The following is a 24729-nucleotide window of genomic DNA, read 5'->3' as shown; positions in this document are numbered from 1 at the left end:
CCCCCTCTTTCCCGCTCTCTTCCCTGCGCGCGCGCGCCCCCCCCGCCCCCGCGGCCCGCGCCCCCCCTCCACCCCCCCCCGGGGGCGGCGCCCCCCCCCCCCCCCCCCCCACCGCCGATGAGGAAGGTCAGTGTCTTGCGATCAGGCAAAGCTGTCGCGCAGGCTGGTCGCGGTGCCGGTGAAGCGGCCACGCACCACACCGACGACCGCGCCGAGCACCAGCCAGAACACGAGGTTGGTCACGGTCACCGCCACCACGAACTGGTGATGCAGCCCTTCCGGAATCGCCGTCTCGTAACTGTCGGGCTGCGGTGCACCGACAACATGCGGTGCGACGATCAAAAAGACGGCAAGGATCGCCAGCGGCAGCGACTTGCGGAACGCGATCAGGCCGAGACCGGCAGCGGTTGCCGCCACCGTTGCCCACCACCAGATCTGCCGCTGGGTGAGATCGGCGGCCGGCATGGCAGGCAATTCCGGCGGCAGGCCGAGGCCCGGTGCCAGCGTGAACACGGCAAAGCCGGCAAGGCCCCAGAACACGCCCTGGCGCCAGCCACCGATGCCGCCGGCGAATTCGGAGACCGCGACCAGGATCAAGGCGAAGCCGATGCCGGTGACGATATTGGCAAGCACGCTGAAGGCGAAACGCTCGAAACCGTCTGCCGGCGCCCAACCTTCGTCTGCCGGAGCGGCTTCCGCCGCAGCCGGGGCAGCAGAGCTCATCGCATCTCCCGCCGGAGCAGTTGTGCTCATGGCATTGCTATCCGTTGCGGCCGGAGCGCCATGGTCATGGTGATGCCCGCCGCCCGCCTGTTCGTAAACTTCCGCCTTCAGGATCAGCGGCACGGTGGCATAGGCCTGCAGGCAGGCGAGGACGACGCCGGCCACGAGCCCTGCGATCGCCGCGATGAACACGACGTTGCGAAACAGATTCATGATGTCAGCCCCTCGTCAGTGGCAGGGAAACGCCATCGAATGGCGATAGTCGTGAGCCGCATTATGGACGGCATCGATATGCGAGAAGCCGACAAAGCCCATCACGAAAATGCCGAGCAGCGCGGCAAGCGCGAGCTGCATGAAGCGCGACTGCGAGGAGACGGAGGCGCCGAGGGAGACGGAAGCGGTAGTCATGTCTTGTCCTTTCGCCCTCCACCCGAGGGCATCGAAGTCAGTTTCCTGTCGCCGGCAGGTCTCCTGGCTCACGGATCAGCGTCCTTCCCCACCTTCCCGAAGAAAAAATCCTCAGTGGTTTATGGAGAGGACTACCGCACACAGTTGCGGGGGCAGCCACGGCATTGGGCGAAATTCGCCCTCACCGCATTCCCTCTTGGCTCCAAAATGGAACCGGCGACACCGGTGACTATAGGCAGAATCCTCGCTTCCGGCAAACCAAATTCCGCCGGTGACCATTGCGAATGCGCCATGAAGGTCAAAGTGATTTCGGCAGATAGCGCCACGTCACAAAGCCGCAGACCGCCGCCAGCAGGCCGAGCGTGACGAACACCGAGCCCAGGCCGAAGAAGGCCAGCGCCACCGAATAGACCAGCGGCGGCGTCAACTCGGAAAAGTCGAGATAGGTGCGGTAGACCGCTGCCATCTGAGATCTTTCATAGGAGCGCACCGAGCGCATGAAGGCGGTCGAGCCGAGGGCGTCGAGCGCAATGGTGAAGAAGGCACCACAGAGCAGGAAGGCGCCGGTAAGCAACGGCACGGTTTCGCCGACCAAGCCCGCCGCCAGCAGCGCGGCTGACATGGCGAAATAGGCAAATGTCATGGTTCCGCGGCCACCAAAGCGCTTTCCTGCCTTGCCCCAGAAAATCGCCATGAACAACAGCGCGTTGCCGGCCGAAACCAGCAGGCCACCGGCCAGCTTGCCCTCGCCCGTGATGACCATGAACAGCGGCCCATAGACGAAGAACGTCGTCCAGAAGCAGGAGCGGCCGAAGGCAATCAGCCAGGCCAGTCTGAGCCTGGGCTGCGCGACGAAACGGCCGATATTGGCGAGCGGATTGACAGGGCGCGTCTTGCCCGGACGGATGGACTGGTTGTCGCCGAGGCGGTAGGTCCAGAACAGCGCCAGCAGGGCAAACGCGAACACCGCGACCGCACCATGCGCGGCATAGATGCCGAAGCGCGTGTAGAGGAAGATGCCGAGCGTCGGCCCACCGGTCCAGGCCAGCATCGACCACGCCATGCGCAGCGATTCGGCCTGCATGAAGTCGGTCTTGCGGATGTGGTCCATGATGTAGAGGTTGAGCGTGATCGACAGCGCGCTGGCGCCCATCACCCGGCACAGCATGCCGGCCAGTTGCCCGGCAAGCGTGTCGGTGACGAAGAACAGCGAGCCGACGGCCAGCAGGCAGGCGCCTGATGTGTAGACCCAGCGGCGGGCAAAGCGGCGGATCAGCATCGGCATGAACAATGTCACCGACAGGCCGAGCATCGCCACGACTGTGTAGAGCATCGACACGATCTGCTCGTTGTGCAGGATTTCATAGGCCTGGATCGGGATGACGCTCGACACCGTGGCGCGGGCGAAGGATTCGACCGCATAGAGCGACGCGAAGGTGCGCGCGTCCGCGGCCTTGAGAGCCGGCAGCCAGATCGGATGGCGCACATGGGTGGACATTGCTTTCCCCGAAGCAGATTCACCGGGTTAAATCTGCCGTGGCGACCCCAGTGCCAATAAGAGGAAACCGACGTGCATCCGGCAAAAGCGAAGCCGGCCAAAGGCTTCCCGGCACTGGCCCAATGCCGCGGCCGATCCGGCGTTATCGGCAGGATTGCCGGTCTTCTTTTGTCCGGGGCAACCGTGATAGTCCTCCAACGGGGCTGAATCAGAATGCGAGACCATGAGCATCCAAACGCCGACCGCACCCGTTCAGGATCGACCAAAGCGCATCGTCGTCATCGACATCGTGCGCGGCATCGCGCTGATCGCCATGGCAAGCTACCATTTCACCTGGGATCTGGAGTTCTTCGGCTACACCGATCCCGGCCTGACCGCCTTCGGCTGGTGGAAGATCTACGCGCGCTGCATAGCCTCGACCTTCCTGTTCCTGGTTGGCGTCAGCCTGTACCTCGCCCATGGCCGACAGATCCGCTGGAACGGCTTCTGGAAGCGGTTTGCCATGGTCGCCGGAGCCGCGATCGCGATTTCGGTCGTCACCCGCATCGCCACCCCGGATGGATTCATCTTCTTCGGCATTTTGCACGAGATCGCGCTGGCCAGCCTGCTCGGCCTCGCCTTTCTGCGGCTGCCGGCACTGCTGACGCTTGTCGTCGCCGCGCTCGTCATTGCGGCGCCTGTCTATCTGCGCCTCGAGGCGTTCGATCACCCATGGCTGTGGTGGGTAGGCCTGTCGGCTAACAATCCACGCTCCAACGACTACGTTCCGTTGTTTCCATGGTTCGGCGCCGTGCTTGCAGGCATCGCGGTGACGAAACTCGCCGCCGGTTCAGGCGTGCTTGCCCGGCTTGCCGAATTGGCGCCCGGTCGCTGGGCCAACCCGCTGGTCTTTATCGGCCGGCACAGCCTGGCGTTCTACCTGATCCACCAGCCATTGCTGATCGGCTGCGTCTGGCTGTTCTCGCAGATCATGCCGGCGCAGGTCGAAACCCCGCAGGTGAATTTCCTCAAAACCTGCCAGCTGTCCTGCGAGCAGTCGCGCGACACCGAGTTCTGTACGAGCTACTGTGTCTGCATGCTCGATACGCTCGAGGGCGAGGCGACGCTTGATCGGCTCTACAACAACGACCAGACTGCGGAATGGAAGACGCATCTGTCCGATCTCGCCGGCATGTGTACCGCCAAGACGGACAGCAAGTTGATGGAGGAAGGGGTCAAATGACCGAGAACCAGCCGAAGCCGGGGCTCATACCGTGGCCGCCGCTGATCTACACCGCCGCCATCGCCATCAGCATCGCGCTGGGCCTGCTCTATCCCCTGCCCTGGATCGGTGACCTCCTGGGCGACATTCTTTTCGCCGCCGGCTGGGTGGTGCTGCTTGCCGTTGCAGCGCTCTGGGTCACCGCGATCCGCACCATGGTCCGCGCCAAGACCACGCTGAACCCGAACGCTGTGCCCGATCACCTGGTCACCACGGGTCCCTTCGGCATCACCCGCAATCCGATGTATCTGGCCAACACCCTGCTGTTGATCGGCGTCGCCTTTGTCTCGGGCATCGTGTGGTTCCTGCCGCTCGCCTTCATCGCCGCCTATGCCACGCAAAAAATGGCGATCGAAGGCGAGGAAAAGATGCTGGCGGCAAAATTCGGCAAGAAATACCGCGACTACGCGAAACGCGTGCGCCGCTGGATTTGAGCTGGCGCTCCGGTTTCCATCGCGGAGAGGTTTTGACAGGTGCACACTTCGGCGATTAGCCTAAGTCTTGCGAACTTCGTCATCCTAGGGCGAAGCAGGAGCGCAGCTCCGTCGCGGAGACCCTAGGATCCATGCCGTGACCTCGGTCTAGGAGTGCAGCGGAGCAAAGTTCTGCGCCGTCGCGGTGCATTGCAGAAGGAATAGACGTTTCCGCTCATTCCGAACGCTAACGCGCGATAGAATCCAGTCCGCTCAGGTATTCACGCCAAGCTCGACCAGCCGCTCCACACAAGACTCCTCGGCCTGGTCGAGTTCAGCCAGCGTCTCCTCGAGGTCGCGGCGCTTCTGCCGGAGATCCTCGCGCTTTTCCTCGATGCGCTTGATCATCAGGTTGAGCTGGCCGACTTCGCCGGGCGGCTCCCTGTACATCTGGATGATTTCGCGGATTTCGTTGATCGAGAAACCAAGCCTCTTGCCGCGCATGATCTGACGGATGAGGTGGCGGTCGGAGGGGCGAAACAGCCGCGTGCGGCCACGCCGCACCGGCTGCACCAGCCCTTCGTCCTCGTAAAAGCGCAGCGTCCGCGTCGACACATCGAACTCACGGGTCAACTCGGTGATCGAATAATATTCTCGCATTGCCACTCCCGCACGCCGAAACCAAGGGGCGATCGCCATGCCGGCGTCACCCTTATGTCCCGAACCAAAACCCATGCCATGCCGGAATCGACATGGCGCCCCGCGCAAGCCTCGCACGGCATTTACGTAAAAGTCAATTAAGCCAAAAGGCGTGCCTTCAGGGCACACCGAACCACCACGTGGCGATGCCGAGAAATGCAAAGAAACCGACGACGTCGGTAACCGTGGTGACGAAGACCGCCGAAGCGACCGCCGGATCGATCTTGAAACGATCGAGCAGCAGCGGAATCAGGATGCCGGCCAGGGCGGCCACGAACATGTTGATGATCATCGCCGCCGCGATGATGCCGCCCAGATTGGGGTCACGGAACCAGGCTGCCGCAACGATGCCGATCAGGATGGCGAAGACGATGCCGTTGATGAAGCCGACACCCATCTCGCGGCGAATGATGCGGCCGGCATTGTAGATGTCGAGATCCCTGGTCGCCAACGCCCGCACGGTGACGGTCATGGTTTGCGAGCCGGCATTGCCGCCCATGCCTGCGACGATCGGCATCAGCACCGCCAGTGCGACGATATGTTCGATCGTGCGGTCGAACAGGCTGATCACCGACGCCGCCAGGAACGCGGTCAGAAGGTTGATAAGCAACCACGGAACGCGTGATCGCGAGGTCGAAAAGATGCTGTCGGAAAGCTCTTCGTCGCCGACGCCGCCCATGCGCATCAAATCTTCCTCGGCCTCCTGCTGGATGACGTCGACGACATCGTCGATGGTCAGAACGCCAACCAGCCGTTCGTTCTCGTCGACGACTGCGGCCGACAAAAGATCGTACTGCTCGAATTCCCGCGCAGCCTCTTCCTGGTCCATGGTGGCCGGAATGGCGTGCCGCGTCTCGTGCATCACTTCCTCGACCTTGACCGAACGCTTGGTCCTCAGGATCTGGTCGAGGTCGATGGCGCCGAGCAGCTTGAAGGTCGGATCGATGACGAAGATCTGGCTGAAGCGCTCGGGAAGGTTGTTGTCCTCGCGCATGTAGTCGATGGTCTGGCCGATCGTCCAGAACGGCGGAACCGCGACGAACTCGGTCTGCATGCGGCGGCCGGCCGTCTCTTCGGGATAATCAAGCGAGCGGCGCAGCCTGATCCGCTCGGTGAACGGCAGTTGCGACAGGATCTCGTCCTGGTCTTCCTGGTCGAGATCCTCGAGAATGTAGACGGCGTCGTCGGAATCGAGCTCCTGCACCGCCTGCGCGATCTGCGCATTGGGCAGATTGTCGACGATCTCCATACGGATCGCCTCGTCGACCTCCGTCAGCGAGGAGAAGTCGAAATCGGCGCCCAGGAGTTCGACCAGCGCGCGGCGCTGTTCGGGATGCAGCGCCTCGAGCAGGTCGCCGAGTTCCGACTGGTGCAGGTCGTCGACTTCATGCTTGAGGGTCAGCGTGTCGCGGTCTGCGATCGCCGCGCCAATCCGCGCCAGGAAGGACGAAAGCACGGCGCCGTCCTCGCCATAGATATCGGCGTGGTTGTCCTCGGCGGCCCTGGCGCCGGTCGTCCGTTCGTGCTCGCCTTCCACCAGCGCCTCCCGCCACAAGAATCCCGGAAAAGGTGCAAATCAGGTCTAGAGCATCGGACCCAAAAGGGGAAACCGGTTTTGGGAGAATCCGATGCTCAGAAAGAAAGTGGCGTAAAGTGCGGGAATATCAAACGAAATGCGCCCGGCCCGCAGCGGGCGAGACCGGTACAAATCGGACTCTGGGAAGAGAATGGTGCGGTCGAGAAGACTCGAACTTCCACGGGTTGCCCCACAGCGACCTCAACGCTGCGCGTCTACCAATTCCGCCACGACCGCACGTGGTAGAGCCGGAACCGACCGGCTCGCGGCGTGTAGCAAATCGTTTCCGGCGAAACAAGTGCACGGCAAGCAATAATGTCAGGCGATTGGCATAATGCTCCACAGGGCTCGAATGCAGCCCCGGAACTGGACGTTTGCGCCTAATGTCGCCATATGGAAGGCAGGTTGATGTCACCCAAAGGTGCGGCGCGGTTTTGGGACGCGACATGCATAAGCGAAAAGACGATACGCCATGCCCGAACGCAGCCAGATCGCCACGTCGTTCCTGCCGCTCCCCGGTTCAGCACCGGTCGAATGGCTGATCGAGCCCGGCCTTACCGCCTATCCCGAAGCACTTGCCTTCATGAAGGCGCGCGCCGAGGCGATCCGCAGCGGGGCCGCCGGCGAGATGGTCTGGCTGGTCGAACACCCGCCGCTCTACACGGCCGGCACCAGCGCCCGCGGCGAGGATCTGATCGACGCCGACCGCTTCCCGGTGTTTTCGGCGGGACGCGGCGGCGAATACACCTATCATGGGCCGGGCCAGCGGGTCGCCTATGTCATGCTTGATCTGAAGCGGCGGCGCGAGGACGTCCGCGCCTTCGTCGCGGCGCTCGAACAGTGGATCATCGGCACGCTCGCCGCCTTCAATGTGCATGGCGAACGCCGCGAGGACCGGGTCGGCGTCTGGGTCGTGCGGCCGAATCGCCCTGCCCTGCCGGACGGCTCGCCGGCGGAGGACAAGATCGCGGCCATAGGCATTCGGCTGCGGCGTTGGGTGAGCTTCCACGGCATCGCCATCAATGTCGAGCCCGATCTCGACCATTTCAGCGGCATCGTGCCTTGCGGCGTGCAGGACCACGGCGTCACCAGCCTCGTCGACCTCGGCCTTCCCCTGACCATGGCCGATCTTGACCTGGCGCTGAAATCCGCCTTCGAGGATGTGTTCGGTCCCGCCACGGCTTTGCCTGTCGAAGCCGAGCGCAAGGCCGGCTGATTCTTCCTGATCCGGTACGGCTCAAGCTATGTGTGATTCACAGGCCGGCATCCATCTGAATATCAACACACCTCAGATGAGCTGGGCGGAGGCCCACAGGACGCCATAGCCATGGATGGCGAACACCGCCAGCAACGCCGCGGCCATGGCGAGGCGGTCGATGGTGCGGATCGGCTTCAGCTCGTGACGCGGCTTTATTCCGCTGCTCATCGTCAGCAGGCTGAGGATCGAAAACACCGCTCCCGTCGCGAGCAGGAAGTTGGAGGAAAAGCCGGCCTGCCAACCCACGGCCAGGAAAGCCGAGAGCAGGAAGAAGGAAGCCAGCGCCAGCGCGACCGGCCCCGGACAGATCTGGCGCAGCACCTGACCGCCGTCGAATTTCCACACCGGCACCAGATTGGCGATGTTGAACAGTGCGGCAAAGCCGGCCAGGGTCGCCAGCAGCGCCGCCGCCAGCCGATGTCCTTCAGCGCCGGCAAAGGTGCTGGCGGCGATAGCGACCGGCACCAGGAATGCGGAGAAGCCGGCGCCCATCAGCGCCACGAAGGCGACTTCGAAACGGCTGTCATAGGGCCGCCCGCCAATGGCGATGCCGCCGAGCAGCGGAATGAAGATCATCCGTGCCCGGTTGTGGCCCATAAGCCGAAACGCCGCCATATGGCCAAGCTCATGCAGGGCGACCACCGATGTGAGGATCGCGGCCAGTGCCAGGCCGCCGAAGTGAAGGCCGAAGAATGGCCACAGGATCAGCGCCGAAAGCCCGGCGAAACCGACCTGGCTCAACGGATGCTCGAACCAACCGCCCTTGCGATACTCCCCGGTCCGCGCCCAGCGCTGCAGCTTGGAGAGTTCGCGGCACAGGGCGAAATAGCGGAACACCAGGAAGGCGACGCCGCGATAGCGATCGGTCTGGCTGAGCGTCACCCGCGTGCTGGTGCCTTCGGAAACGAGTTCGGCGGTTTCGGAAAAGTCCTTCCAGAACGAAGCATCGAGCGCGGTGTCCTCAATGACACGCATCGAGAAGCTGATACCTTCGACGACGTCCTCAAACCGCGACTTGCGTTCGATCGGCTTGCCGTCGCGACCTTCCCACGACAGCGTGATGCGGGCCACGCCCTCGCCGTCCGGCGCCTCGGCGGAAAGGATCTCACCGGACCAGCCGGCATCGCTGCCGAGCGGCCACAGCGCCTGCCAGAGGCGCTGACGATCCATTGCCACCAGACGGGTCAGCCGGACCGTGCGCAGACCCAGCGGCACGGTTATCAAGAGAAAGATCAGCCCGAGATTGCTGGCCACGAGAATGGCCGTGACGATGGGCGACACTTGGACGTTGCTCCCTGTCTTTCAGGCACCCTAACGTCGCGGCGGCAAGAAAAGCTTAACGGCGGAACGGCCTTCGACCGTGCAGGAACAGCGACGGCGAACGCCGCCAAATCACATGGCTCCGATCCAGATCGCCATGGAAACGAGAAAGGTGCTCATGCAAACCAGTGAGATGACATCCTGAACCAGATCGGTCATAACTCTCTCCTGTTGTTGATATGTTCGCATTTTGTTCTAATTTTGTTTCAAAGTCAACGGGCACGATCCGCCCGCATTCGGAATTTCCGGGCGATCAAATCGGCAGGGTTAAGAAAGGGTTGATGGGCGTCGGACGGTGCCACGTGGGGAGATCGCAGCCTTTGCGATTAGGCAATACACCCATTGCTTCGTCATCCTAGGGCGGAGCAAGGGGCGGAGCGACGCGCACAGACCCTAGGATCCATGCCGTGACCTAGGGGCGATGCTACGGTGCAGAATTATCGCTCTGATAAAGGTCGCATATCCTCGACCCCTGCATTTGTCTCGAAAGTAACGGCATGGATCCTAGGGTCTACGCTCCGCTCCGCGGAGCTCCGCCCTAGGATGACGACATCGGAGACTAAAGCGGCACCACTTTGCCGTCGGCTAGCGTAACGCGCCGGTCCATGCGAGATGCCAGTTCGTGATTGTGGGTGGCGATCAGCGCCGCAAGGCCCGACTGCTTGACCAGCGCCGCCAGTGCCTCGAACACATAAGACGCGGTGACCGGGTCGAGATTGCCGGTCGGCTCGTCCGCCAGCAGCACCAGCGGCGCATTGGCAACCGCGCGGGCAATGGCGACGCGCTGCTGCTCGCCGCCGGAGAGTTCGGACGGCCGGTGCGACGCGCGCTTGCCGATCTGCATGTAATCGAGCAGCTGCGCCGCGCGCTCGGCCGCGTCCTTGCGGCTCAGCCCTTTGATGAGCTGCGGCATCATGATGTTTTCCAGCGCCGAGAATTCCGGCAGCAGGTGATGGAACTGGTAGACGAAGCCGACATCGTTGCGGCGGATCGCCGTGCGCTCGTCGTCGGAAAGCCGCCCGCAGGCACGGCCGGCCAGGATGACGTCACCGGCGTCGGGACGCTCCAGCAGGCCGGCAGTGTGCAGCAGCGTCGACTTGCCGGTGCCCGACGGCGCCACCAGCGCCACCATCTCACCGCGCTTCAGCGAGAAATCGGCGCCGTTCAGGATGGTGAGCTTGCGCGGCCCCTGGACATAGTGCCGCTCGACGCTCTTCAGCTCGATAATGACCTCGGCCACTACTCGTACCTCAAGGCTTCGACCGGATCGAGACGCGCGGCGCGCCATGCCGGAAACACCGTTGCCAGGAAGGACAGGCCGAGCGCCATCAGGACGACATAGGTGGTCTCGCGTGGATCCATCTTCGCCGGCAACTGGCTGAGGAAATAGAGTTCAGGATTGAACAGCACCTTGCCGGTCATCCATGAGAAGAACTGGCGGATGGATTCGATGTTGGTGCAGATCAGCACGCCGAGCAGCACACCGGCAAGCGTGCCGGTCACGCCGATCGCCGCACCCGTCATCAGGAAGATGCGCAGGATGGCGCCGCGCGAAGCCCCCATGGTGCGCAGGATGGCGATGTCGTGGCCCTTGTCCTTCACCAGCATGATCAGGCCGGAGATGATGTTCAGCGCCGCCACCAGCACGATCAGCGTCAGGATCATGAACATGACGTTGCGCTCGACCTGCAGGGCGGAGAAGAAGGTCTCGTTGCGCTGGCGCCAGTCGACCATGTCGATCGGCCGCTGCGCCGCCGCCTCCACCTTCGGTTTCAGCGCATCGACATCGTCTGGATTGTCGACATAGATCTCGATCGTCTGCGCCCGCCCATCCATGTTGAAATAGAGCTGCGCTTCGGAAAACGGCATGTAGACGATGGAGGTGTCATATTCGGACATGCCGACTTCGAAGATCGCCGCGATCTTGTAGCCCTTCATGCGCGGCGTGGTGCCGATCGGCGTCACGTCGCCGTCGGGCGAAATCAAGGTGATGGTATCGCCAAGCGTCAGGCCGAGATTCTCGGCCATGCGCTTGCCGATGGCAACCCCCTCGCCAGAGTCGAAATCGGCGATCGAACCCTGCTTGATGTTGCTGGCAACGATGGCGATCTTGCTCAGATCCTCGCCGCGTATGCCGCGCACCAGCGCTCCGGTTCCGCCGCCGACATTGCCTTGCGCAAGCACCTGGCCATCGATCAGCGGGATGGCATATTTGACGCCTGCTACACCGTTGATGCGGCTGGCGACCTGCGCATAGTCCTCCAGCGGCGAATCGAGCGGCTGCACGATCAGGTGACCGTTGACGCCGAGGATGCGCGTCAAAAGCTCCGCCCTGAAACCGTTCATCACCGCCATGACCACGATCAGCGTGGCGACGCCCAGCATGATGCCGAGGAAAGAGATCGAGGCGATCACCGAGATCACCGTCTCCTTGCGCCGCGAACGCAGATAGCGCCAGGCAACCATGCGCTCGAAGATGGAAAAGGGTCCGGCGCCGACCGGTCTTGCCGCCACCGCCTCGCTCATGCGGCGACACCGAAGCGCTTTTTCACGTCTGCGATCGGCAGCGTCTCGCGCTCGCCGGTCTTGCGATTCTTGATCTCGATCTCGCCGGCGGCGACACCGCGCGGGCCGACGATCACTTGCCAGGGCAGGCCGATCAGGTCGGCGGTGGCGAACTTGCCGCCGGGCCTCTGGTCGGTGTCGTCATAGAGCACGTCCTTGCCGGCGGCGACGAAAGCGGCATGCAGCTCGTCGCAGACGCGGTCGCACTCGGCGTCGCCCGCTTTCATGTTGATCAGCCCGATGTCGAACGGCGCCACCGCCTCCGGCCAGATGATGCCGTTGTCGTCATGGCTGGCTTCGATGATCGCAGCGACCAGCCGCGACGGACCGATGCCATAGGAGCCTCCGGAGACGAAATGATCCTTGCCGTCTGGCCCGGTCACCTTGGCGCCCATGGGTTTCGAATATTTATCGCCGAAATGGAAGATGTGGCCGACCTCGATGCCGCGCGCCGAAACCTTGTCGCTCTCGCCGATCTTCTCCCACGCCGCCTCGTCATGCATCTCGTCGGTGGCCGCGTAGGGTGTCGTCCAAGTCTTGACGATATCGCCGATCTCGGCGGCATTGGCGAAGTTGGTCTTCTCTCCGGGCACATCGAGCGAAAGATAGTCGCGGTGGCAATAGACCTGGCTCTCGCCGGTGTCGGCCAGGATGATGAATTCATGGCTGAGATCGCCGCCGATCGGCCCGGTGTCGGCCCGCATCGGTATTGCCTGCAGCCCCATGCGCGTAAAAGTCCGGAGATAGGACACGAACATCCTGTTGTAGGCCGCCCTGGCGCCCTCGAAGTCGAGGTCGAAAGAATAGGCGTCCTTCATCAGGAACTCGCGCGAACGCATGACGCCGAAGCGCGGCCGCACTTCGTCGCGGAACTTCCACTGGATGTGGTAGAGATTGAGCGGCAGGTCCTTGTAGGACTTCACATAGGCGCGGACGATCTCGGTGACCACTTCCTCATTGGTCGGGCCGTAGAGCATGTCGCGGTCCTGCCGGTCCTTGATGCGCAGCATCTCCTTGCCGTAGTCGTCATAGCGGCCGCTTTCGCGCCACAGATCGGCCGACTGGATGGTCGGCATCAGGATTTCCAGCGCACCGGCGCGATTCTGCTCCTCGCGAATAATGCGGCAGACCTTGTCCAGCACTCGCTTGCCGAGTGGCAGCCACGAGAAACTGCCCTGCCCCTGCTGGCGGATCATGCCGGCGCGCAGCATCAGCCGGTGCGAGACGATCTCGGCCTCGCGCGGATTTTCTTTGAGGATAGGCAGGAAATAGCGCGACAAACGCATGGACTGGTCCGTGAGTGAGGAGGGTCGCGTCAGAATCGGCGCGACTTTGGCTTGCTTGACCCGGCTTCATAGCCATTTCAAGGCGGAATGGGAACCCGGACGCTTCGGCCCGAAAAGCGGCAATCGATTTTCAAAAAGCACGGGATAGCCGGGATCAGAAGCGTCGCACCGTCCTTCGCCCGCCCAGAAGACCCACGGCGCCGCAAGGCCTCCCGGTCACCGCGCGCGTCTTGATGATCGTTCGCCAAGCAACGCCTGCCACACTATTGTGCAGTGCAGCACGAGAATGCCCGTTTCAAGGCAAAATTCTTCGTGACATTGTCATTCGCCTTAGGCTAATGTACCTCGATAACCGAGAGGGTAGAAAAAAATCTGCTCTCCTACGCGGTCAAAGTCTTGGGAGGATGCGATCTAGGCGCGGTTACTCGCTGCCGCCGGAAACCGGAAACAGATCGGACGCGTTTAAATTGCAAGGCCTCGTGCCTTGCATTTTTTTTGTGCAATCATCTGCTTAGCGCAATGCGTTGCCAAACCACCTTACCTAGCGTCAGCGCTCGTCCGGCCGCAAAACGACACAGCATTCCTGTCTGGAACCAAGCTGTTCCGACGGATGAAAACGTCTTTGCCGAACAAATCTTCTTGGGCCGGGACCGGCTATTTGGCTGGGGTTTGGCTGAATTCCGGCACGATGTGCGGGATGTCGTTGAGGCTGTATCCCAGCCCATGCGTCAGGCCATAGAAAATGCCCATCAGGATCGCGGTGGCGATGGTGGTGCGGATCACGGCGCGCAGCATGTGAGGCCCACGCGGCGCGCTCGGAACCGTGCCGAGCGTCACGTCACGATCGTCGTCCTGCGTCCTCACGCTGAACGGCAGCACGGCGAACAGCACCACCCACCAGGTCGCGAAAAACAGGGCGGTGAACGAAACCCAGCTCATGATTGCTCCAGTTCGATCAGCGTTCCGAAAAAATCCTTCGGATGCAGGAACAGCACCGGCTTGCCGTTCGCGCCGATCTTCGGATTGCCGTCGCCCAGCACGCGGGCGCCGGCGGCCTTGAGCTGATCGCGCGCGGCCAGGATGTCATCGACCTCGTAGCAAAGATGGTGCATGCCGCCGGAAGGATTCTTCTCCAGGAAGGCGGCGATCGGCGACCCCTCGCCCAAGGGCTCCAGAAGTTCGATCTTGGTGTTGCCGACATTGACGAACACCACCGTCACCCCATGCTCCGGCAGCGCCTGCGGCGCCGTCACTTCCGCGCCGAGCGTGTTGCGATAGGCAGCGACGGCAGCAGCCAGATCCGGCACGGCAAGCGCGACATGGTTCAGTCGTCCGAGCATTGGCACTCCCAGGTAAGGGAGTAGGGGAATAAGGGAGTAGGGGAAGACAGATATATCAGCTGCTTGCTCTTCCTATTCCCCTACTCCCCTACTCCCCTACTCCCCTACTCCCTTTCGTCACCTTGTGACGAATACAGTCACCAGCGGCTTCTTGCCCCAGGCTTCGTTGGCGGCGCCGCGCACGGCGCGCCGCACTGCTTCTTGCACCAGGTCGAGGTCTTTTCGGCGCTGACGGGGGATCGAGTCCACCGCGCCGATTGCCGCATCGATCATCAAGTCTTCCAGCGACTCGCCACGGCCATCGGCCTCGGCGACGCCGATGGCGACCAGGTCGGGGTCGCCGGCAAGCTCATATTTGTCGTCCAACACGACATTGACCGCCACGTGGCCGGCAAAGGACAGCTTGCGCCGGTCACGGATGCCCATCGCCTGATCGGTGCCGATCAGTCTGCCATCCTTGTAGATACGGCCGAACGGCACCTGATCCATGATGGTGGCTGGGCCGGGAGCAAGCCTGAGCATGTCGCCGTCGCGCACCTGCGCCACCTGGCCGATGCCCGATGTCGACATCAGCGAGCCCTGCGCCACCAGATGTGCCGCCTCGCCATGCACGGGAACGCCGATCTGCGGGCGCACCCATTCATACATCTTGCGCAATTCGCTGCGCCGCGGATGGCCGGAGACATGCACCAGTGCATCGCCGTCCTCTATGATCTTGACGCCGAGGTCGATGAGACGGTTCTTGATCTCGAGGATCGCCTTCTCGTTGCCGGGAATGGTACGCGAGGAAAACACCACCGTGTCGCCTGCCGTCAGTGACACCGACTTCATCTCTTCGCGCGACAGCTTGGCCAGTGCGGCCAGCGGCTCGCCCTGGCTGCCGGTGCAGATGATGACCAGGTTTTCGCGCGGGATGAAACCAAAATCCTCCTCGGCGATGAACTCCGGCAGACCGTCCATGTAGCCGAGTTCGCCGGCCACATCGATGACCCGCTTCAGCGAACGGCCAAGCACCAGACACTGGCGTCCGGCATCGCGCGCCGCTTTGGCGATCGAGACGATGCGTCCGACATTGGAGGAGAATGTGGTGACGGCGACACGGCCCTTGGCAGCCTGGATGACGCCTTTGAGGCCCTCGCCCACAGCCACTTCCGAAGGCGACTCACCTTCGCGCAGCGCATTGGTCGAATCGCAGATCAGCGCCAGAACGCCCTTGTCGCCATAGGCCCGGAAACGCGCCTCGTCGGTCTTCGGCCCAATCGTCGGCTCCGGATCGATCTTCCAGTCACCGGTATGGATGACGGTGCCGGCCGGCGAGGTAATCGCCAGCGACATCGGCTCGGGAATCGAGTGCGCGACCGGAATGGCTTCGATCTCGAACGGGCCGACGGTGAATTTCTCGCCCGCCCGATAGATCGTGACCGGTATTTTCGGCGCGCCCTGCTCGCCTTGCCGCTTGGCTTCCAGCAGGCCGGCGCTGAACGGCGTCATCCAGACCGGCGCCTTCAGCTTCGGCCATGTGTCGAGCAGCGCGCCGTAATGGTCTTCATGCGCATGCGTGATGATGATGCCGCGCAGATTGGCGAGGTTCTCCTCGATGAAGCGCGTGTCGGGCAGCACCAGGTCGACGCCCGGCAGGCTGGCATCCGGGAAGGTCACTCCGACATCGATGACGATCCATTCGCGCGCATTGGGCGGCCCGTAGCCGTAAAGAGCGAAGTTCATGCCGATCTCGCCGACGCCGCCGAGCGGCACGAAGACGAGTTCGGCGGTTTCCGCTTTCGCCATGATTTTTCCCTTCCTGGCCCTCAGGCCAAGCCCAAAAAGCAATTCCGGGAAAAGTGTGTAACGGTTTTCCCACCGGAGTTGCGCAAAAACAAACAGTTAGAACCGTGCATAAACGGCCCTATGCCCTGGCCGAAGCGACCGCGCCGAAATGCACATCGCCGGCGGCGATCGTCCGAACCGAACCTTCATCGTCGCGGATCACGAAACGGCAGTCCTCGTCAATGGTCTCGAACACCCCACGCACCACATTACCGTCAATTCTGACAGCAACCTCGCCGCCGAGCCCCGCAGCACGATCAAGCCACCGACGCCTGACGGCGGCAAGTCCGCGCCCCTCATCCCACAACCGGGCATTCTCGCTCCAGGCATCCGACAGCGCCAGGAACAGTGTTTCCGCATCGCATGCCGCGCCCAGCGCGCTGAGTGATGTTGCGGGATAGGGCAAATCCTCGGGGTATGCCACCACATTGACGCCGATTCCGACCGCCACCGCGAAACGGCCGCCTTCCAGGATTGCCGATTCCAGCAGGATGCCGGCCAGCTTGGCGCCGGAGGCAAGCACGTCGTTCGGCCATTTCAGTTCGAAACGGTTTTTCCCTCCGCTGCCACCGTCGAGGCCGATGGCTATCCGGCCCTTCGGCACCACGGCATCGAGAGCATCGGCCAGCGCCAGCCCGGCGACGAAGCCCAGCGTCGCGGCAAGGCGAAGCTCTGCCTTGGTGATGACGAGCAGCGTCGCCGCGAGGTTGCCTTCGGGGGTTGCCCAGACGCGGCCGCGCCGGCCACGCCCGCTTTCCTGTTTCTTGGAAACGACCCACAATTTGCCGGGGTCGCCTGCCCTTGCGTGGTCCAGTGCCAGCGCATTGGTGGAGCCGACGCTCTCATGCGCCTCGAGCCGGAACCCATCCGACGCCGAGGTTGGAGCCAGCCGAAATGCCATGCCGACTAGAAAAACGTCTTGGCGGCGGCTTCGGCATAGGTGCCGATCGGCCCGCCGATCAGCACGTAGAACAGCACGAAGGCGCCGGAGACGCCGAGCACGACACGCAATTCCGTCGCCATCGGCACGAAACCGCCGACCGGTTCGTCGAACCACATGATCTTGATGATGCGCAAATAGTAATAGGCGCCCACCACCGAGGCCAGCACGCCGATGATCGCCAGCGCATAGAGATTGGCGTTGATGGCGGCGAGGAAGACGTACCATTTCCCCCAGAAGCCGGCGAGCGGCGGGATGCCGGCCAGCGAGAACATCAGGATGGTCAGGATCGTCGCCATGATCGGATTGGTCGACGACAGGCCGGCCAGCTCGCTGATCTGCTCGACATTGCCTTCCTTGCGCCGCATGGCGAGGATGAAGGCGAAGGTGCCGAGCGTCATCACCAGATAGATCAGCATGTAGATGGCAACGCCGCGCACGCCAGCCTGGCTGTTGGCGGCAAGGCCGACCAGCGCATAGCCCATATGGCCGATCGAGGAATAGGCCATCAGCCGCTTGATGTTGGTCTGGCCGATGGCGGCGAAAGCACCAAGCGCCATCGAGGCGATCGAGATGAAGACGATGATCTGCTGCCAGTCGGAGGCGATCGGCTTGAACGCACCCATGGTGACGCGCACCATCAGCGCCATCGCCGCCATCTTCGGTGCTGCCGCCAAAAAGGCCGTCACCGGTGTCGGCGCGCCCTCATAGACATCTGGCGTCCACATGTGGAACGGCACCGCCGAGATCTTGAAGGCAAGGCCCGCCAGCACGAAGACGAGGCCGAAAACGAGACCGAGCTGGCGCTCGCCGCTGCCGAGCGCAGAAGCGATCTCCTGGAAGCCGGTGTTGCCGGTGTAGCCGTAGACCAGGCTGATGCCATAGAGCAGCATGCCCGACGACAGCGCGCCGAGGACGAAATATTTGAGGCCTGCTTCGGTCGAGCGCAGATTGTCGCGATTGATCGCGCACAGCACATAGATCGCCAGCGACTGCAGCTCGAGCCCGAGATAGAGGCCGATCATGCTGTTGGCCGAGATCATCAGCATCATGCCGAGCGTGCAGAGCAGGATCAGCACCGGATATTCGAACTTGTCGAAGCGTTCAGCTTTGGCAAAGCGCATCGACATCACCAGCGTCACCGCCGAGCCGACCAGCGCCAGCACCTTCATGAAGCGGGCGAAGGAATCCTGGATGAAGGCATTGCCGTAAGCGCTGCCCTGCCCGGTTCGGAAGATCAGCCAGGCGCCCGCGATCGCCAGCACGGCAACCGCAAGGCCGGTTACCGTGTTGGCCGTGTTGGCGCGCGAATAGGCTCCGACCATCAGCAGCGCCAGCGCGCCGACGGCAAGGATCAGCTCTGGCGTCGAGAGCGACAGGCTGGAGAGAAGGTCCGGCGTCATGGTTCGCAAAACCTCTGGTCAGTTCACCGCCGCGGTCTGCGCGGCGCCGATGGATGCAGTGACATTGGTGACGAGCGACTTGACCGATTCGGCCGTCGCGTCGAAGACCGGGGCGGGATAGACGCCGAAGAAGATGACCAGAACGACCAGCGGGTAGATGATCACCTTCTCGCGCAGCGACAGATCGAGCAGGCCCTTCAGGCTGTCCTTGGTCAGCGCACCGAAGATCACCCGGCGGTAGAGCCAGAGCGCGTAGGCGGCCGACAGGATGACGCCGGTGGCGGCGAAGAACGCCACCCAGGTGTTGACCCGGAACACGCCCAGCATGGTCAGGAACTCGCCGACGAAGCCGCTGGTACCGGGCAGGCCGACATTGGCCATGGTGAAGATCAGGAACACCGTGGCGTATTTCGGCATGTTGTTGACCAGGCCGCCATAGGCGGCGATCTCACGTGTGTGCATGCGGTCGTAGATGACGCCGACGCACAGGAACAGCGCGCCGGAGACGAGGCCGTGGCTGAGCATCTGGAAGATCGCGCCCTGCACGCCTTCCTGGTTCATGGCGAAGATGCCCATGGTGACGAAGCCCATATGAGCAACCGACGAATAGGCGATCAGCTTCTTCATGTCTTCCTGCATCAGCGCCACCAGCGAGGTGTAGATGATGGCGACGACGGACAGCGCAAAGACCAGCGGCGCGAACATTTCCGACGCCAGCGGGAACATCGGCAAGGAGAAGCGCAGGAAGCCGTACCCGCCCATCTTCAACAGGATGCCGGCCAGGATGACGGAGCCCGCCGTCGGCGCCTCGACGTGCGCGTCGGGCAGCCAGGTGTGCACCGGCCACATTGGCATCTTCACCGCGAAGGAGGCGAAGAAGGCAAGCCATAGCCAGGTCTGCATGTTGGCCGGGAAGTTGTGAGTCAGCAGCGTCGGGATGTCGGTTGTGCCGGACTGGAAGAACATCGCCATGATGGCGAGCAGCATCAGCACCGAGCCGGCGAGCGTGTAGAGGAAGAACTTGAACGAGGCGTAGACGCGCCGCTTGCCGCCCCAGACGCCGATGATGATGAACATCGGGATCAGGCCGGCTTCGAAGAAGACGTAGAACAGCACGATGTCCAGCGCGCAGAACACGCCGATCATCAGCGTTTCGAGCAGCAGGAAGGCAATCATGTAGGCCTTGACCCGCTTCTCGATCGATTCCCACGACGCCAGGATGCACAGCGGCATCAGGAACGTCGTCAGGATGACGAACAGCATCGAGATGCCGTCGACGCCCATATGGTAGGAAATGCCGGAGTCGAGCCAGGCGACCTTCTCGACGAACTGGAAGCCGGACTGCGAATTGTCGAATCCGGTCCAGATGAACAGCGAGATGATGAACGTGAACGTCGTCGTCAACAGCGCGATGGCGCGGATGTTGCGGCGTGCATTTTCGCTGTCGTCATTGATGAACAGGATAAGCAGCACACCAACCAGCGGCAGGAAGGTGACCAGCGAGAGAATTGGCCAGGCGGTCATCAGAGCATCATCCAGGTGACGAGTGCGGCAACGCCGATCAGCATGGCGAAGGCATAGTGGTAGAGATAGCCGGTCTGCAGCTTGACGACGCGGTCGGTGACATCGACGACGCGCGCCGAAATGCCATCCGGGCCGAGGCCGTCGATGATGGTGCCGTCGCCGGTCTTCCACAGGAAATGGCCGAGGCGCTTGGCGGGCCGCACGAACAGGAAGTCGTAGAGCTCGTCGAAATACCACTTGTTGAGCAGGAAGGCGTACAGCCCGCGATGCTGCGCGGCGAGGTTGACCGGCATTTCCGGCGAGCGGATGTAGAATTTCCAGGCCAGCGCGAAGCCGATCAGCATGGCGATGAAGGGCGACAGTTCGACCCACAGCGGCAATTCGTGGATGTCGTGCAGGATGTGGTTGTCAGGCAGCGTGAACAGCGATGCCTTCCAGAACTCGGCATAGCCCTCGCCGATGAAGGCGCCGTGGAAGATGACGCCGGCAAACAGTGCGCCAGCGGCCAGGATGAACAGCGGCACCAGCATCACAGGCGGCGATTCATGGACATGGTGCATCACCTCATGGCTCGCCCGCGGCTTGCCGTGGAAGGTCATGAAGATCAGCCGCCAGGAGTAGAAGGAGGTGAAGCAGGCGGCGACGACCAGAGCCACGAAGGCCATGCCGGCAACCGAATTATGGCCGGCAAAGGCGCTTTCTATGATGGCGTCCTTGGAGAAGAAGCCGGCGGTACCGATGACCGTCACCGGAATGCCGACGCCGGTCAGCGCCAGCGTGCCGATCACCATCATCCAGTAGGTGGTCGGAATCAGTTTCCTGAGGCCGCCCATCTTGCGCATGTCCTGCTCGTCGGACACGGCATGGATGACCGAGCCCGAGCCGAGGAACAGCAGCGCCTTGAAGAAGGCATGCGTGAACAGATGGAAGATCGCCGCGCCATAGGCGCCGACGCCGAGTGCCACGAACATGTAGCCGAGCTGCGAGCAGGTCGAGTAGGCGATGACGCGCTTGATGTCGTTCTGGACGAGACCGACGGTGGCCGCGAAGAAGGCCGTGAAGGCACCGATGAAGGTCACGACAGTCAGCGCCGAATGCGAGAGTTCGAACAGCGGCGACAGCCGCGCCAGCATGAACACGCCGGCCGTCACCATGGTGGCGGCATGGATCAGTGCGGAAACCGGCGTCGGGCCTTCCATGGCATCCGGCAGCCAGGTGTGCAGCGGCACCTGCGCCGACTTGCCCATGGCGCCCATGAACAAGAGCAGGCAGACGATCGTCATGGCCGCCTGCTTGTCCAGCGCATAGCCGAGGAAGGTCAGCACCGCGGCGCCGTGCGGGGCGCCTTCGGCCGGAATGAACGTTGCCGCATTGGCGAAGATGGTGCCCAGATTGACCGAGCCGAACAGCACGAACACGCCGAAGATGCCGAGTGCGAAGCCGAAATCGCCGACGCGGTTGACGACAAAGGCCTTGATTGCCGCGGCATTGGCCGACGGCTTCTTGTACCAGAAGCCGATCAGCAGGTAGGACGCCAGCCCCACGCCTTCCCAGCCAAAGAACATCTGCACGAGGTTGTCCGCCGTCACCAGCATCAGCATGGCGAAGGTGAACAGCGACAGATAGGCGAAGAAGCGCGGCCGGTTCGGATCGTGGTGCATGTAGCCGATCGAATAGATGTGGACCAGCGCCGAGACGGTGTTGACCACCACCAGCATGACCACCGTCAGCGTGTCGATCCGGAGCGCCCAGGACGCTTCCAGCCCACCCGACTGTATCCAGCGCAGCACCGGCACGGTGAACACCTCGCCATGGCCGAAACCGATGGTGAAGAAAGCGACCCACGACAGCACGGCCGCGATCACCAGGAAACCGGAGGTGATGTATTCGGACGCCTTGGCGCCGAGCGACGTACCGAACAGGCCGACGATCAGGAAGCCGAGCAGGGGAAGGAAGACGATGGCCTGATACATGGTGGTTCCGTCAACCCTTCATCATGTTCACGTCTTCGACCGCGATCGAGCCGCGGTTGCGGAAGAAGACGACGAGAAGGGCAAGTCCGATGGCGGCCTCGGCCGCCGCGACCGTCAGCACGAACAGCGCGAACACCTGGCCGACCAGATCGCCCAGCGCCGCCGAAAAGGCGACGAAATTGATGTTGACCGCGAGCAGGATCAGTTCGACCGACATCAGGATGACGATGACGTTCTTGCGGTTCAGGAAGATGCCGAACACGCCGAGCGTGAACAGAACAGCCGATACGGTCAGATAATGTGCGATGCCGACAACCATCTCAGAGTCCCTCGCCTGTCTTGACCTTGCGGATTTCCATGCCGGTCGCCGGCGTGCGGCCGACCTGGGCCGCGATCGACTGCCGCTTGACGCCTGGCTTATGGCGCAGCGTCAGCACGATGGCGCCAATCATGGCGACCAGCAGGATGAGGCCCGAAATCTGGAAGTAGTAGAGGTAGTCGGTATACAGGATGTCGCCGAGCGCGGCGGTGTTGGTCCGCGTGGCGAGATCCGGAATGGGCTTGGAGACCGTCGAAGCGAGCTGCGGCGCGAACGTATAGCCGCCGAGAACGACGATCAGCTCCGCCGCCAGGATCAGCCCGACCAGCGCGCCGATCGGCGCATATTGCAGGGCGCCTTCCTTCATCTCGGCGAAATCGACGTCGAGCATCATGACGACGAACAGAAACAGCACCATCACCGCGCCGACATAGACGACGAGCAGGATCATCGCCAGGAACTCGGCCCCGGTCAGCATGAACAGGCCGGCGGCGTTGAAAAAGGTCAGGATCAGGAACAGCACCGAATGCACGGGGTTGCGCGACGAAATGACCATGAACGCCGACGCCACCGCGACAAAGGCGAAGAGGTAGAAAAAGGCCGCCTCTAGTCCACTCAACATTGGGGATCCCCCGGGTTCCTGTACGAACAGGACGCTCGTCCTGTTTGTTGTCTCTGGCCTGGTTCCGCCTCCGGTTCCAAAGCCGCGTTGTCCTAGCCCATGTTCCGATCGGGTTGAAAGGCCCGATCGAAAGAAACATGGGCCACTCTGTATTCCGGAGCATGATCTGGTCCGAAAAGTCCGCAACTTTTCGGGATCATCCTCTGGACGAGGCCCCTGCCCCGCCCATGCGTCAAATATCAGCGGTAGGGCGAGTCCAGCGAGATGTTGCGCGCCAGTTCGCGCTCCCACCGGTCGCCATTCGCCAACAGCTTGTCCTTGTCGTAGTAGAGTTCCTCGCGCGTCTCCGTCGCGAATTCGAAATTCGGCCCCTCGACGATGGCGTCGACCGGGCAGGCTTCCTGGCAGAAGCCGCAATAGATGCACTTCACCATGTCGATGTCGTAGCGAACCGTGCGGCGCGTGCCGTCATTGCGGCGCGGGCCGGCCTCGATGGTGATGGCCTGCGCCGGGCAGATCGCCTCGCACAATTTGCAGGCGATGCAGCGTTCCTCGCCATTGGGATAGCGGCGCAGCGCATGCTCGCCGCGGAAGCGCGGACTGGTCGGCCCCTTCTCGTGCGGATAATTGATCGTCTCTTTCGGCGCGAAGAACTGGCGCATCGACAGGAAGAAAGCGCTGACGAAATCCTGCAGCAGCAGCGATTTGGCGGCTTGGGAAAGAGCGGACATCACGCAAACCCCGTGATCTTGAGGAAGGCCGCGGTGGCGACCACCATGAACAGCGAGATCGGCAGGAACACTTTCCAGCCAAGCCGCATCAATTGGTCGTAGCGGTAGCGCGGCACGAACGCCTTCACCATGGAGATGCCGAAGAACACGAAGCAGACTTTCAGCACGAACCAGATGACGCCCGGCACCCAGGTGAACGGCGCGAAGTCGAAGGGCGGCAGCCAGCCACCGAGGAACAGGATGGTGGCCAGCGCGCACATCAGCACGATGGCGACATACTCGCCGAGGAAGAACAAAAGGAACGGCGTCGACGAATATTCGACCATGTGGCCGGCGACCAGTTCCGATTCGGCTTCCACCAGATCGAAAGGCGGCCGGTTCGTCTCGGCCAGCGCCGAGATGAAGAAAATGATGAACATCGGAAACAGAGCCAGCCAGTTCCAGTCAAGGAACGTATTGGGCAGGCCAAGCCGCGTACCAATTCCATCATGCTGCGACAGCACGATATCGGTCAGATTGAGCGAGCCAGCGGTGAGCAGAACAGTGACGATGACGAAGCCGATCGAGACTTCGTAGGACACCATCTGAGCCGCCGAACGCAGCGCGCCGAGGAACGGATATTTCGAGTTTGACGCCCAGCCGCCCATGATCACGCCATAGACTTCGAGCGAGGAGATGGCGAAGACGTAGAGGATGCCGACATTGACGTTGGCGATCGCCCAGCCCTGATTGACCGGGATGACCGCCCAGGCCGAGATCGCCAGCACGGCCGAGACCAGCGGCGCCAGCAGGAACACGCCCTTGTTGGCGCCGGACGGGATGACCGGCTCCTTGAAGACGAATTTCAGCAGATCGGCGAAGGCTTGCAGCGTGCCCCAGGGGCCGACGACGTTCGGGCCACGGCGCAGTTGCACCGCCGCCCAGATCTTGCGGTCGGCATAGAGGATATAGGCGACGAAAATCAGCAGGATAACGATCAGCACGACCGATTTCAGCAGAATGATCAGCGCCGGCAGCACGTAGAAGGAGAAGAAAGTGTCCAT

The 24729-nt window shown here is 62.5% G+C and carries 23 protein-coding genes, 1 tRNA gene and 1 riboswitch; of the genes, 3 read left to right on the top strand and 21 right to left on the bottom strand.

The annotated features are described in order from the left end of the window. Nucleotides 1-141: 141 nt before the first annotated feature. From NKI99_RS25180 to NKI99_RS25170, 3 genes are all read right to left on the bottom strand, one after another. Nucleotides 142-936, bottom strand: coding sequence for a CbtA family protein (locus NKI99_RS25180; protein ID WP_352439839.1), 795 nt, complete (start codon nt 934-936; stop codon nt 142-144). A 15-nt stretch (nt 937-951) separates the two neighbouring features. Beyond that, nucleotides 952-1131, bottom strand: a complete 180-nt coding sequence (locus NKI99_RS25175; protein WP_013531117.1) for a CbtB domain-containing protein — start codon at nt 1129-1131, stop codon at nt 952-954. Nucleotides 1132-1167: 36 nt separating this feature from the next. Next, nucleotides 1168-1364: riboswitch (cobalamin riboswitch) on the bottom strand. Between the two features lie 65 nt (nt 1365-1429). Further along, nucleotides 1430-2629, bottom strand: a complete 1200-nt coding sequence (locus NKI99_RS25170) for an MFS transporter (RefSeq protein ID WP_352612453.1) — start codon at nt 2627-2629, stop codon at nt 1430-1432. Between the two features lie 223 nt (nt 2630-2852). On the opposite strand from NKI99_RS25170, the gene NKI99_RS25165 reads away from it, so the two are divergent. Together NKI99_RS25165 and NKI99_RS25160 are read left to right on the top strand one after the other, a co-directional pair. Then, on the top strand, nt 2853-3851 hold the full coding sequence (locus NKI99_RS25165; protein WP_352612451.1) for a heparan-alpha-glucosaminide N-acetyltransferase: 999 nt from the start codon (nt 2853-2855) through the stop codon (nt 3849-3851). Next, complete coding sequence (locus NKI99_RS25160; RefSeq protein ID WP_023812367.1) at nt 3848-4324, top strand: methyltransferase family protein; 477 nt, start codon at nt 3848-3850, stop codon at nt 4322-4324. The genes NKI99_RS25165 and NKI99_RS25160 overlap by 4 nt, the downstream gene beginning before the upstream one ends. Before the next feature lie 252 nt (nt 4325-4576). Here NKI99_RS25160 and NKI99_RS25155 read toward each other — a convergent pair whose 3' ends face one another. From NKI99_RS25155 to NKI99_RS25145, 3 genes are all read right to left on the bottom strand, one after another. Beyond that, nucleotides 4577-4963 carry a MerR family transcriptional regulator gene (locus NKI99_RS25155; RefSeq protein WP_027034793.1) on the bottom strand — a complete coding sequence of 129 codons (387 nt, stop codon included), beginning with the start codon at nt 4961-4963 and terminating at the stop codon, nt 4577-4579. A 157-nt stretch (nt 4964-5120) separates the two neighbouring features. After that, nucleotides 5121-6539, bottom strand: a complete 1419-nt coding sequence (mgtE, locus tag NKI99_RS25150) for a magnesium transporter (protein WP_352439837.1) — start codon at nt 6537-6539, stop codon at nt 5121-5123. 191 nt (nt 6540-6730) lie between these two features. Beyond that, nucleotides 6731-6815: transfer RNA gene (locus NKI99_RS25145), tRNA-Leu, on the bottom strand. A 235-nt stretch (nt 6816-7050) separates the two neighbouring features. Here NKI99_RS25145 and lipB point away from each other — a divergent pair. Further along, nucleotides 7051-7794 carry a lipoyl(octanoyl) transferase LipB gene (gene lipB / locus NKI99_RS25140; protein ID WP_352612449.1) on the top strand — a complete coding sequence of 248 codons (744 nt, stop codon included), beginning with the start codon at nt 7051-7053 and terminating at the stop codon, nt 7792-7794. Nucleotides 7795-7866: 72 nt separating this feature from the next. On the opposite strand, the gene NKI99_RS25135 is transcribed toward lipB, so the two are convergent. The 15 genes from NKI99_RS25135 to nuoH form a co-directional block, all read right to left on the bottom strand. Then, nucleotides 7867-9117: a site-2 protease family protein gene (locus NKI99_RS25135; RefSeq protein WP_352612448.1), complete on the bottom strand. Its 1251-nt coding sequence runs from the start codon at nt 9115-9117 to the stop codon at nt 7867-7869. A 598-nt stretch (nt 9118-9715) separates the two neighbouring features. Continuing rightward, nucleotides 9716-10444, bottom strand: coding sequence for an ABC transporter ATP-binding protein (locus NKI99_RS25130; protein WP_206535279.1), 729 nt, complete (start codon nt 10442-10444; stop codon nt 9716-9718). Then, nucleotides 10396-11682, bottom strand: coding sequence for a lipoprotein-releasing ABC transporter permease subunit (locus tag NKI99_RS25125; RefSeq protein WP_127293254.1), 1287 nt, complete (start codon nt 11680-11682; stop codon nt 10396-10398). Before NKI99_RS25125 ends, NKI99_RS25130 begins: the two co-directional genes overlap by 49 nt. Further along, nucleotides 11679-13007 (bottom strand): proline--tRNA ligase, encoded by a 1329-nt coding sequence (gene proS / locus NKI99_RS25120; RefSeq protein WP_128304417.1) that lies wholly within the window; start codon nt 13005-13007, stop codon nt 11679-11681. Before proS ends, NKI99_RS25125 begins: the two co-directional genes overlap by 4 nt. A gap of 654 nt (nt 13008-13661) precedes the next feature. Next, complete coding sequence (locus NKI99_RS25115) at nt 13662-13946, bottom strand: DUF1467 family protein (protein ID WP_023812375.1); 285 nt, start codon at nt 13944-13946, stop codon at nt 13662-13664. Next, entirely contained in the window at nt 13943-14347 is a 405-nt protein-coding gene (mce, locus tag NKI99_RS25110; RefSeq protein ID WP_352612446.1) for a methylmalonyl-CoA epimerase, read from the bottom strand. The genes NKI99_RS25115 and mce overlap by 4 nt, the downstream gene beginning before the upstream one ends. Nucleotides 14348-14464: 117 nt before the next feature. Further along, complete coding sequence (locus NKI99_RS25105; protein ID WP_127267199.1) at nt 14465-16135, bottom strand: ribonuclease J; 1671 nt, start codon at nt 16133-16135, stop codon at nt 14465-14467. A 118-nt stretch (nt 16136-16253) separates the two neighbouring features. Then, a complete protein-coding gene (locus tag NKI99_RS25100) occupies nt 16254-17075 on the bottom strand; it encodes a biotin--[acetyl-CoA-carboxylase] ligase (protein ID WP_352612444.1) in 822 nt (273 codons plus the stop codon). Between the two features lie 5 nt (nt 17076-17080). Further along, on the bottom strand, nt 17081-18517 hold the full coding sequence (gene nuoN / locus NKI99_RS25095; protein WP_352612443.1) for an NADH-quinone oxidoreductase subunit NuoN: 1437 nt from the start codon (nt 18515-18517) through the stop codon (nt 17081-17083). An 18-nt stretch (nt 18518-18535) separates the two neighbouring features. Next, entirely contained in the window at nt 18536-20041 is a 1506-nt protein-coding gene (locus tag NKI99_RS25090) for an NADH-quinone oxidoreductase subunit M (protein WP_352612441.1), read from the bottom strand. Then, complete coding sequence (nuoL, locus tag NKI99_RS25085; RefSeq protein WP_352612439.1) at nt 20041-22014, bottom strand: NADH-quinone oxidoreductase subunit L; 1974 nt, start codon at nt 22012-22014, stop codon at nt 20041-20043. Before nuoL ends, NKI99_RS25090 begins: the two co-directional genes overlap by 1 nt. A 10-nt stretch (nt 22015-22024) precedes the next feature. Further along, on the bottom strand, nt 22025-22333 hold the full coding sequence (gene nuoK / locus NKI99_RS25080) for an NADH-quinone oxidoreductase subunit NuoK (RefSeq protein WP_352612438.1): 309 nt from the start codon (nt 22331-22333) through the stop codon (nt 22025-22027). A 1-nt stretch (nt 22334) separates the two neighbouring features. Continuing rightward, the gene (locus NKI99_RS25075) at nt 22335-22955 is read right to left on the bottom strand and encodes an NADH-quinone oxidoreductase subunit J (protein WP_023812381.1); all 621 of its coding nucleotides are present in this window, start codon (nt 22953-22955) and stop codon (nt 22335-22337) included. 239 nt (nt 22956-23194) lie between these two features. Then, a complete protein-coding gene (gene nuoI / locus NKI99_RS25070; RefSeq protein WP_023812382.1) occupies nt 23195-23686 on the bottom strand; it encodes an NADH-quinone oxidoreductase subunit NuoI in 492 nt (163 codons plus the stop codon). Continuing rightward, nucleotides 23686-24729 (bottom strand): NADH-quinone oxidoreductase subunit NuoH, encoded by a 1044-nt coding sequence (gene nuoH, locus NKI99_RS25065; RefSeq protein WP_027034808.1) that lies wholly within the window; start codon nt 24727-24729, stop codon nt 23686-23688. Before nuoH ends, nuoI begins: the two co-directional genes overlap by 1 nt.

Source organism: Mesorhizobium sp. M0239, from assembly GCF_040321815.1.
Taxonomy (GTDB): domain Bacteria; phylum Pseudomonadota; class Alphaproteobacteria; order Rhizobiales; family Rhizobiaceae; genus Mesorhizobium.
This window is presented reverse-complemented; position numbering and strand designations above follow the sequence as displayed.

Excerpts from the sequence above, each read along its gene's own strand:
- NKI99_RS25105 (WP_127267199.1), bottom strand. The coding sequence starts at position 16,135 with ATGGCGAAAGCGGAAACCGCCGAACTCGTCTTCGTGCCGCTCGGCGGC.
- lipB (WP_352612449.1), top strand. The coding sequence starts at position 7,051 with ATGCCCGAACGCAGCCAGATCGCCACGTCGTTCCTGCCGCTCCCCGGT.
- NKI99_RS25155 (WP_027034793.1), bottom strand. The coding sequence starts at position 4,963 with ATGCGAGAATATTATTCGATCACCGAGTTGACCCGTGAGTTCGATGTG.
- NKI99_RS25165 (WP_352612451.1), top strand. The coding sequence starts at position 2,853 with ATGAGCATCCAAACGCCGACCGCACCCGTTCAGGATCGACCAAAGCGC.
- nuoL (WP_352612439.1), bottom strand. The coding sequence starts at position 22,014 with ATGTATCAGGCCATCGTCTTCCTTCCCCTGCTCGGCTTCCTGATCGTC.
- NKI99_RS25170 (WP_352612453.1), bottom strand. The coding sequence starts at position 2,629 with ATGTCCACCCATGTGCGCCATCCGATCTGGCTGCCGGCTCTCAAGGCC.
- NKI99_RS25100 (WP_352612444.1), bottom strand. The coding sequence starts at position 17,075 with ATGGCATTTCGGCTGGCTCCAACCTCGGCGTCGGATGGGTTCCGGCTC.
- NKI99_RS25180 (WP_352439839.1), bottom strand. The coding sequence starts at position 936 with ATGAATCTGTTTCGCAACGTCGTGTTCATCGCGGCGATCGCAGGGCTC.
- NKI99_RS25175 (WP_013531117.1), bottom strand. The coding sequence starts at position 1,131 with ATGACTACCGCTTCCGTCTCCCTCGGCGCCTCCGTCTCCTCGCAGTCG.
- nuoI (WP_023812382.1), bottom strand. The coding sequence starts at position 23,686 with ATGTCCGCTCTTTCCCAAGCCGCCAAATCGCTGCTGCTGCAGGATTTC.
- mce (WP_352612446.1), bottom strand. The coding sequence starts at position 14,347 with ATGCTCGGACGACTGAACCATGTCGCGCTTGCCGTGCCGGATCTGGCT.
- NKI99_RS25075 (WP_023812381.1), bottom strand. The coding sequence starts at position 22,955 with ATGTTGAGTGGACTAGAGGCGGCCTTTTTCTACCTCTTCGCCTTTGTC.
- NKI99_RS25090 (WP_352612441.1), bottom strand. The coding sequence starts at position 20,041 with ATGACCGCCTGGCCAATTCTCTCGCTGGTCACCTTCCTGCCGCTGGTT.
- NKI99_RS25160 (WP_023812367.1), top strand. The coding sequence starts at position 3,848 with ATGACCGAGAACCAGCCGAAGCCGGGGCTCATACCGTGGCCGCCGCTG.
- nuoN (WP_352612443.1), bottom strand. The coding sequence starts at position 18,517 with ATGACGCCGGACCTTCTCTCCAGCCTGTCGCTCTCGACGCCAGAGCTG.
- NKI99_RS25130 (WP_206535279.1), bottom strand. The coding sequence starts at position 10,444 with ATGGCGCGCCGCGCGTCTCGATCCGGTCGAAGCCTTGAGGTACGAGTA.
- nuoK (WP_352612438.1), bottom strand. The coding sequence starts at position 22,333 with ATGGTTGTCGGCATCGCACATTATCTGACCGTATCGGCTGTTCTGTTC.
- NKI99_RS25115 (WP_023812375.1), bottom strand. The coding sequence starts at position 13,946 with ATGAGCTGGGTTTCGTTCACCGCCCTGTTTTTCGCGACCTGGTGGGTG.
- NKI99_RS25125 (WP_127293254.1), bottom strand. The coding sequence starts at position 11,682 with ATGAGCGAGGCGGTGGCGGCAAGACCGGTCGGCGCCGGACCCTTTTCC.
- nuoH (WP_027034808.1), bottom strand. The coding sequence starts at position 24,729 with ATGGACACTTTCTTCTCCTTCTACGTGCTGCCGGCGCTGATCATTCTG.
- proS (WP_128304417.1), bottom strand. The coding sequence starts at position 13,007 with ATGCGTTTGTCGCGCTATTTCCTGCCTATCCTCAAAGAAAATCCGCGC.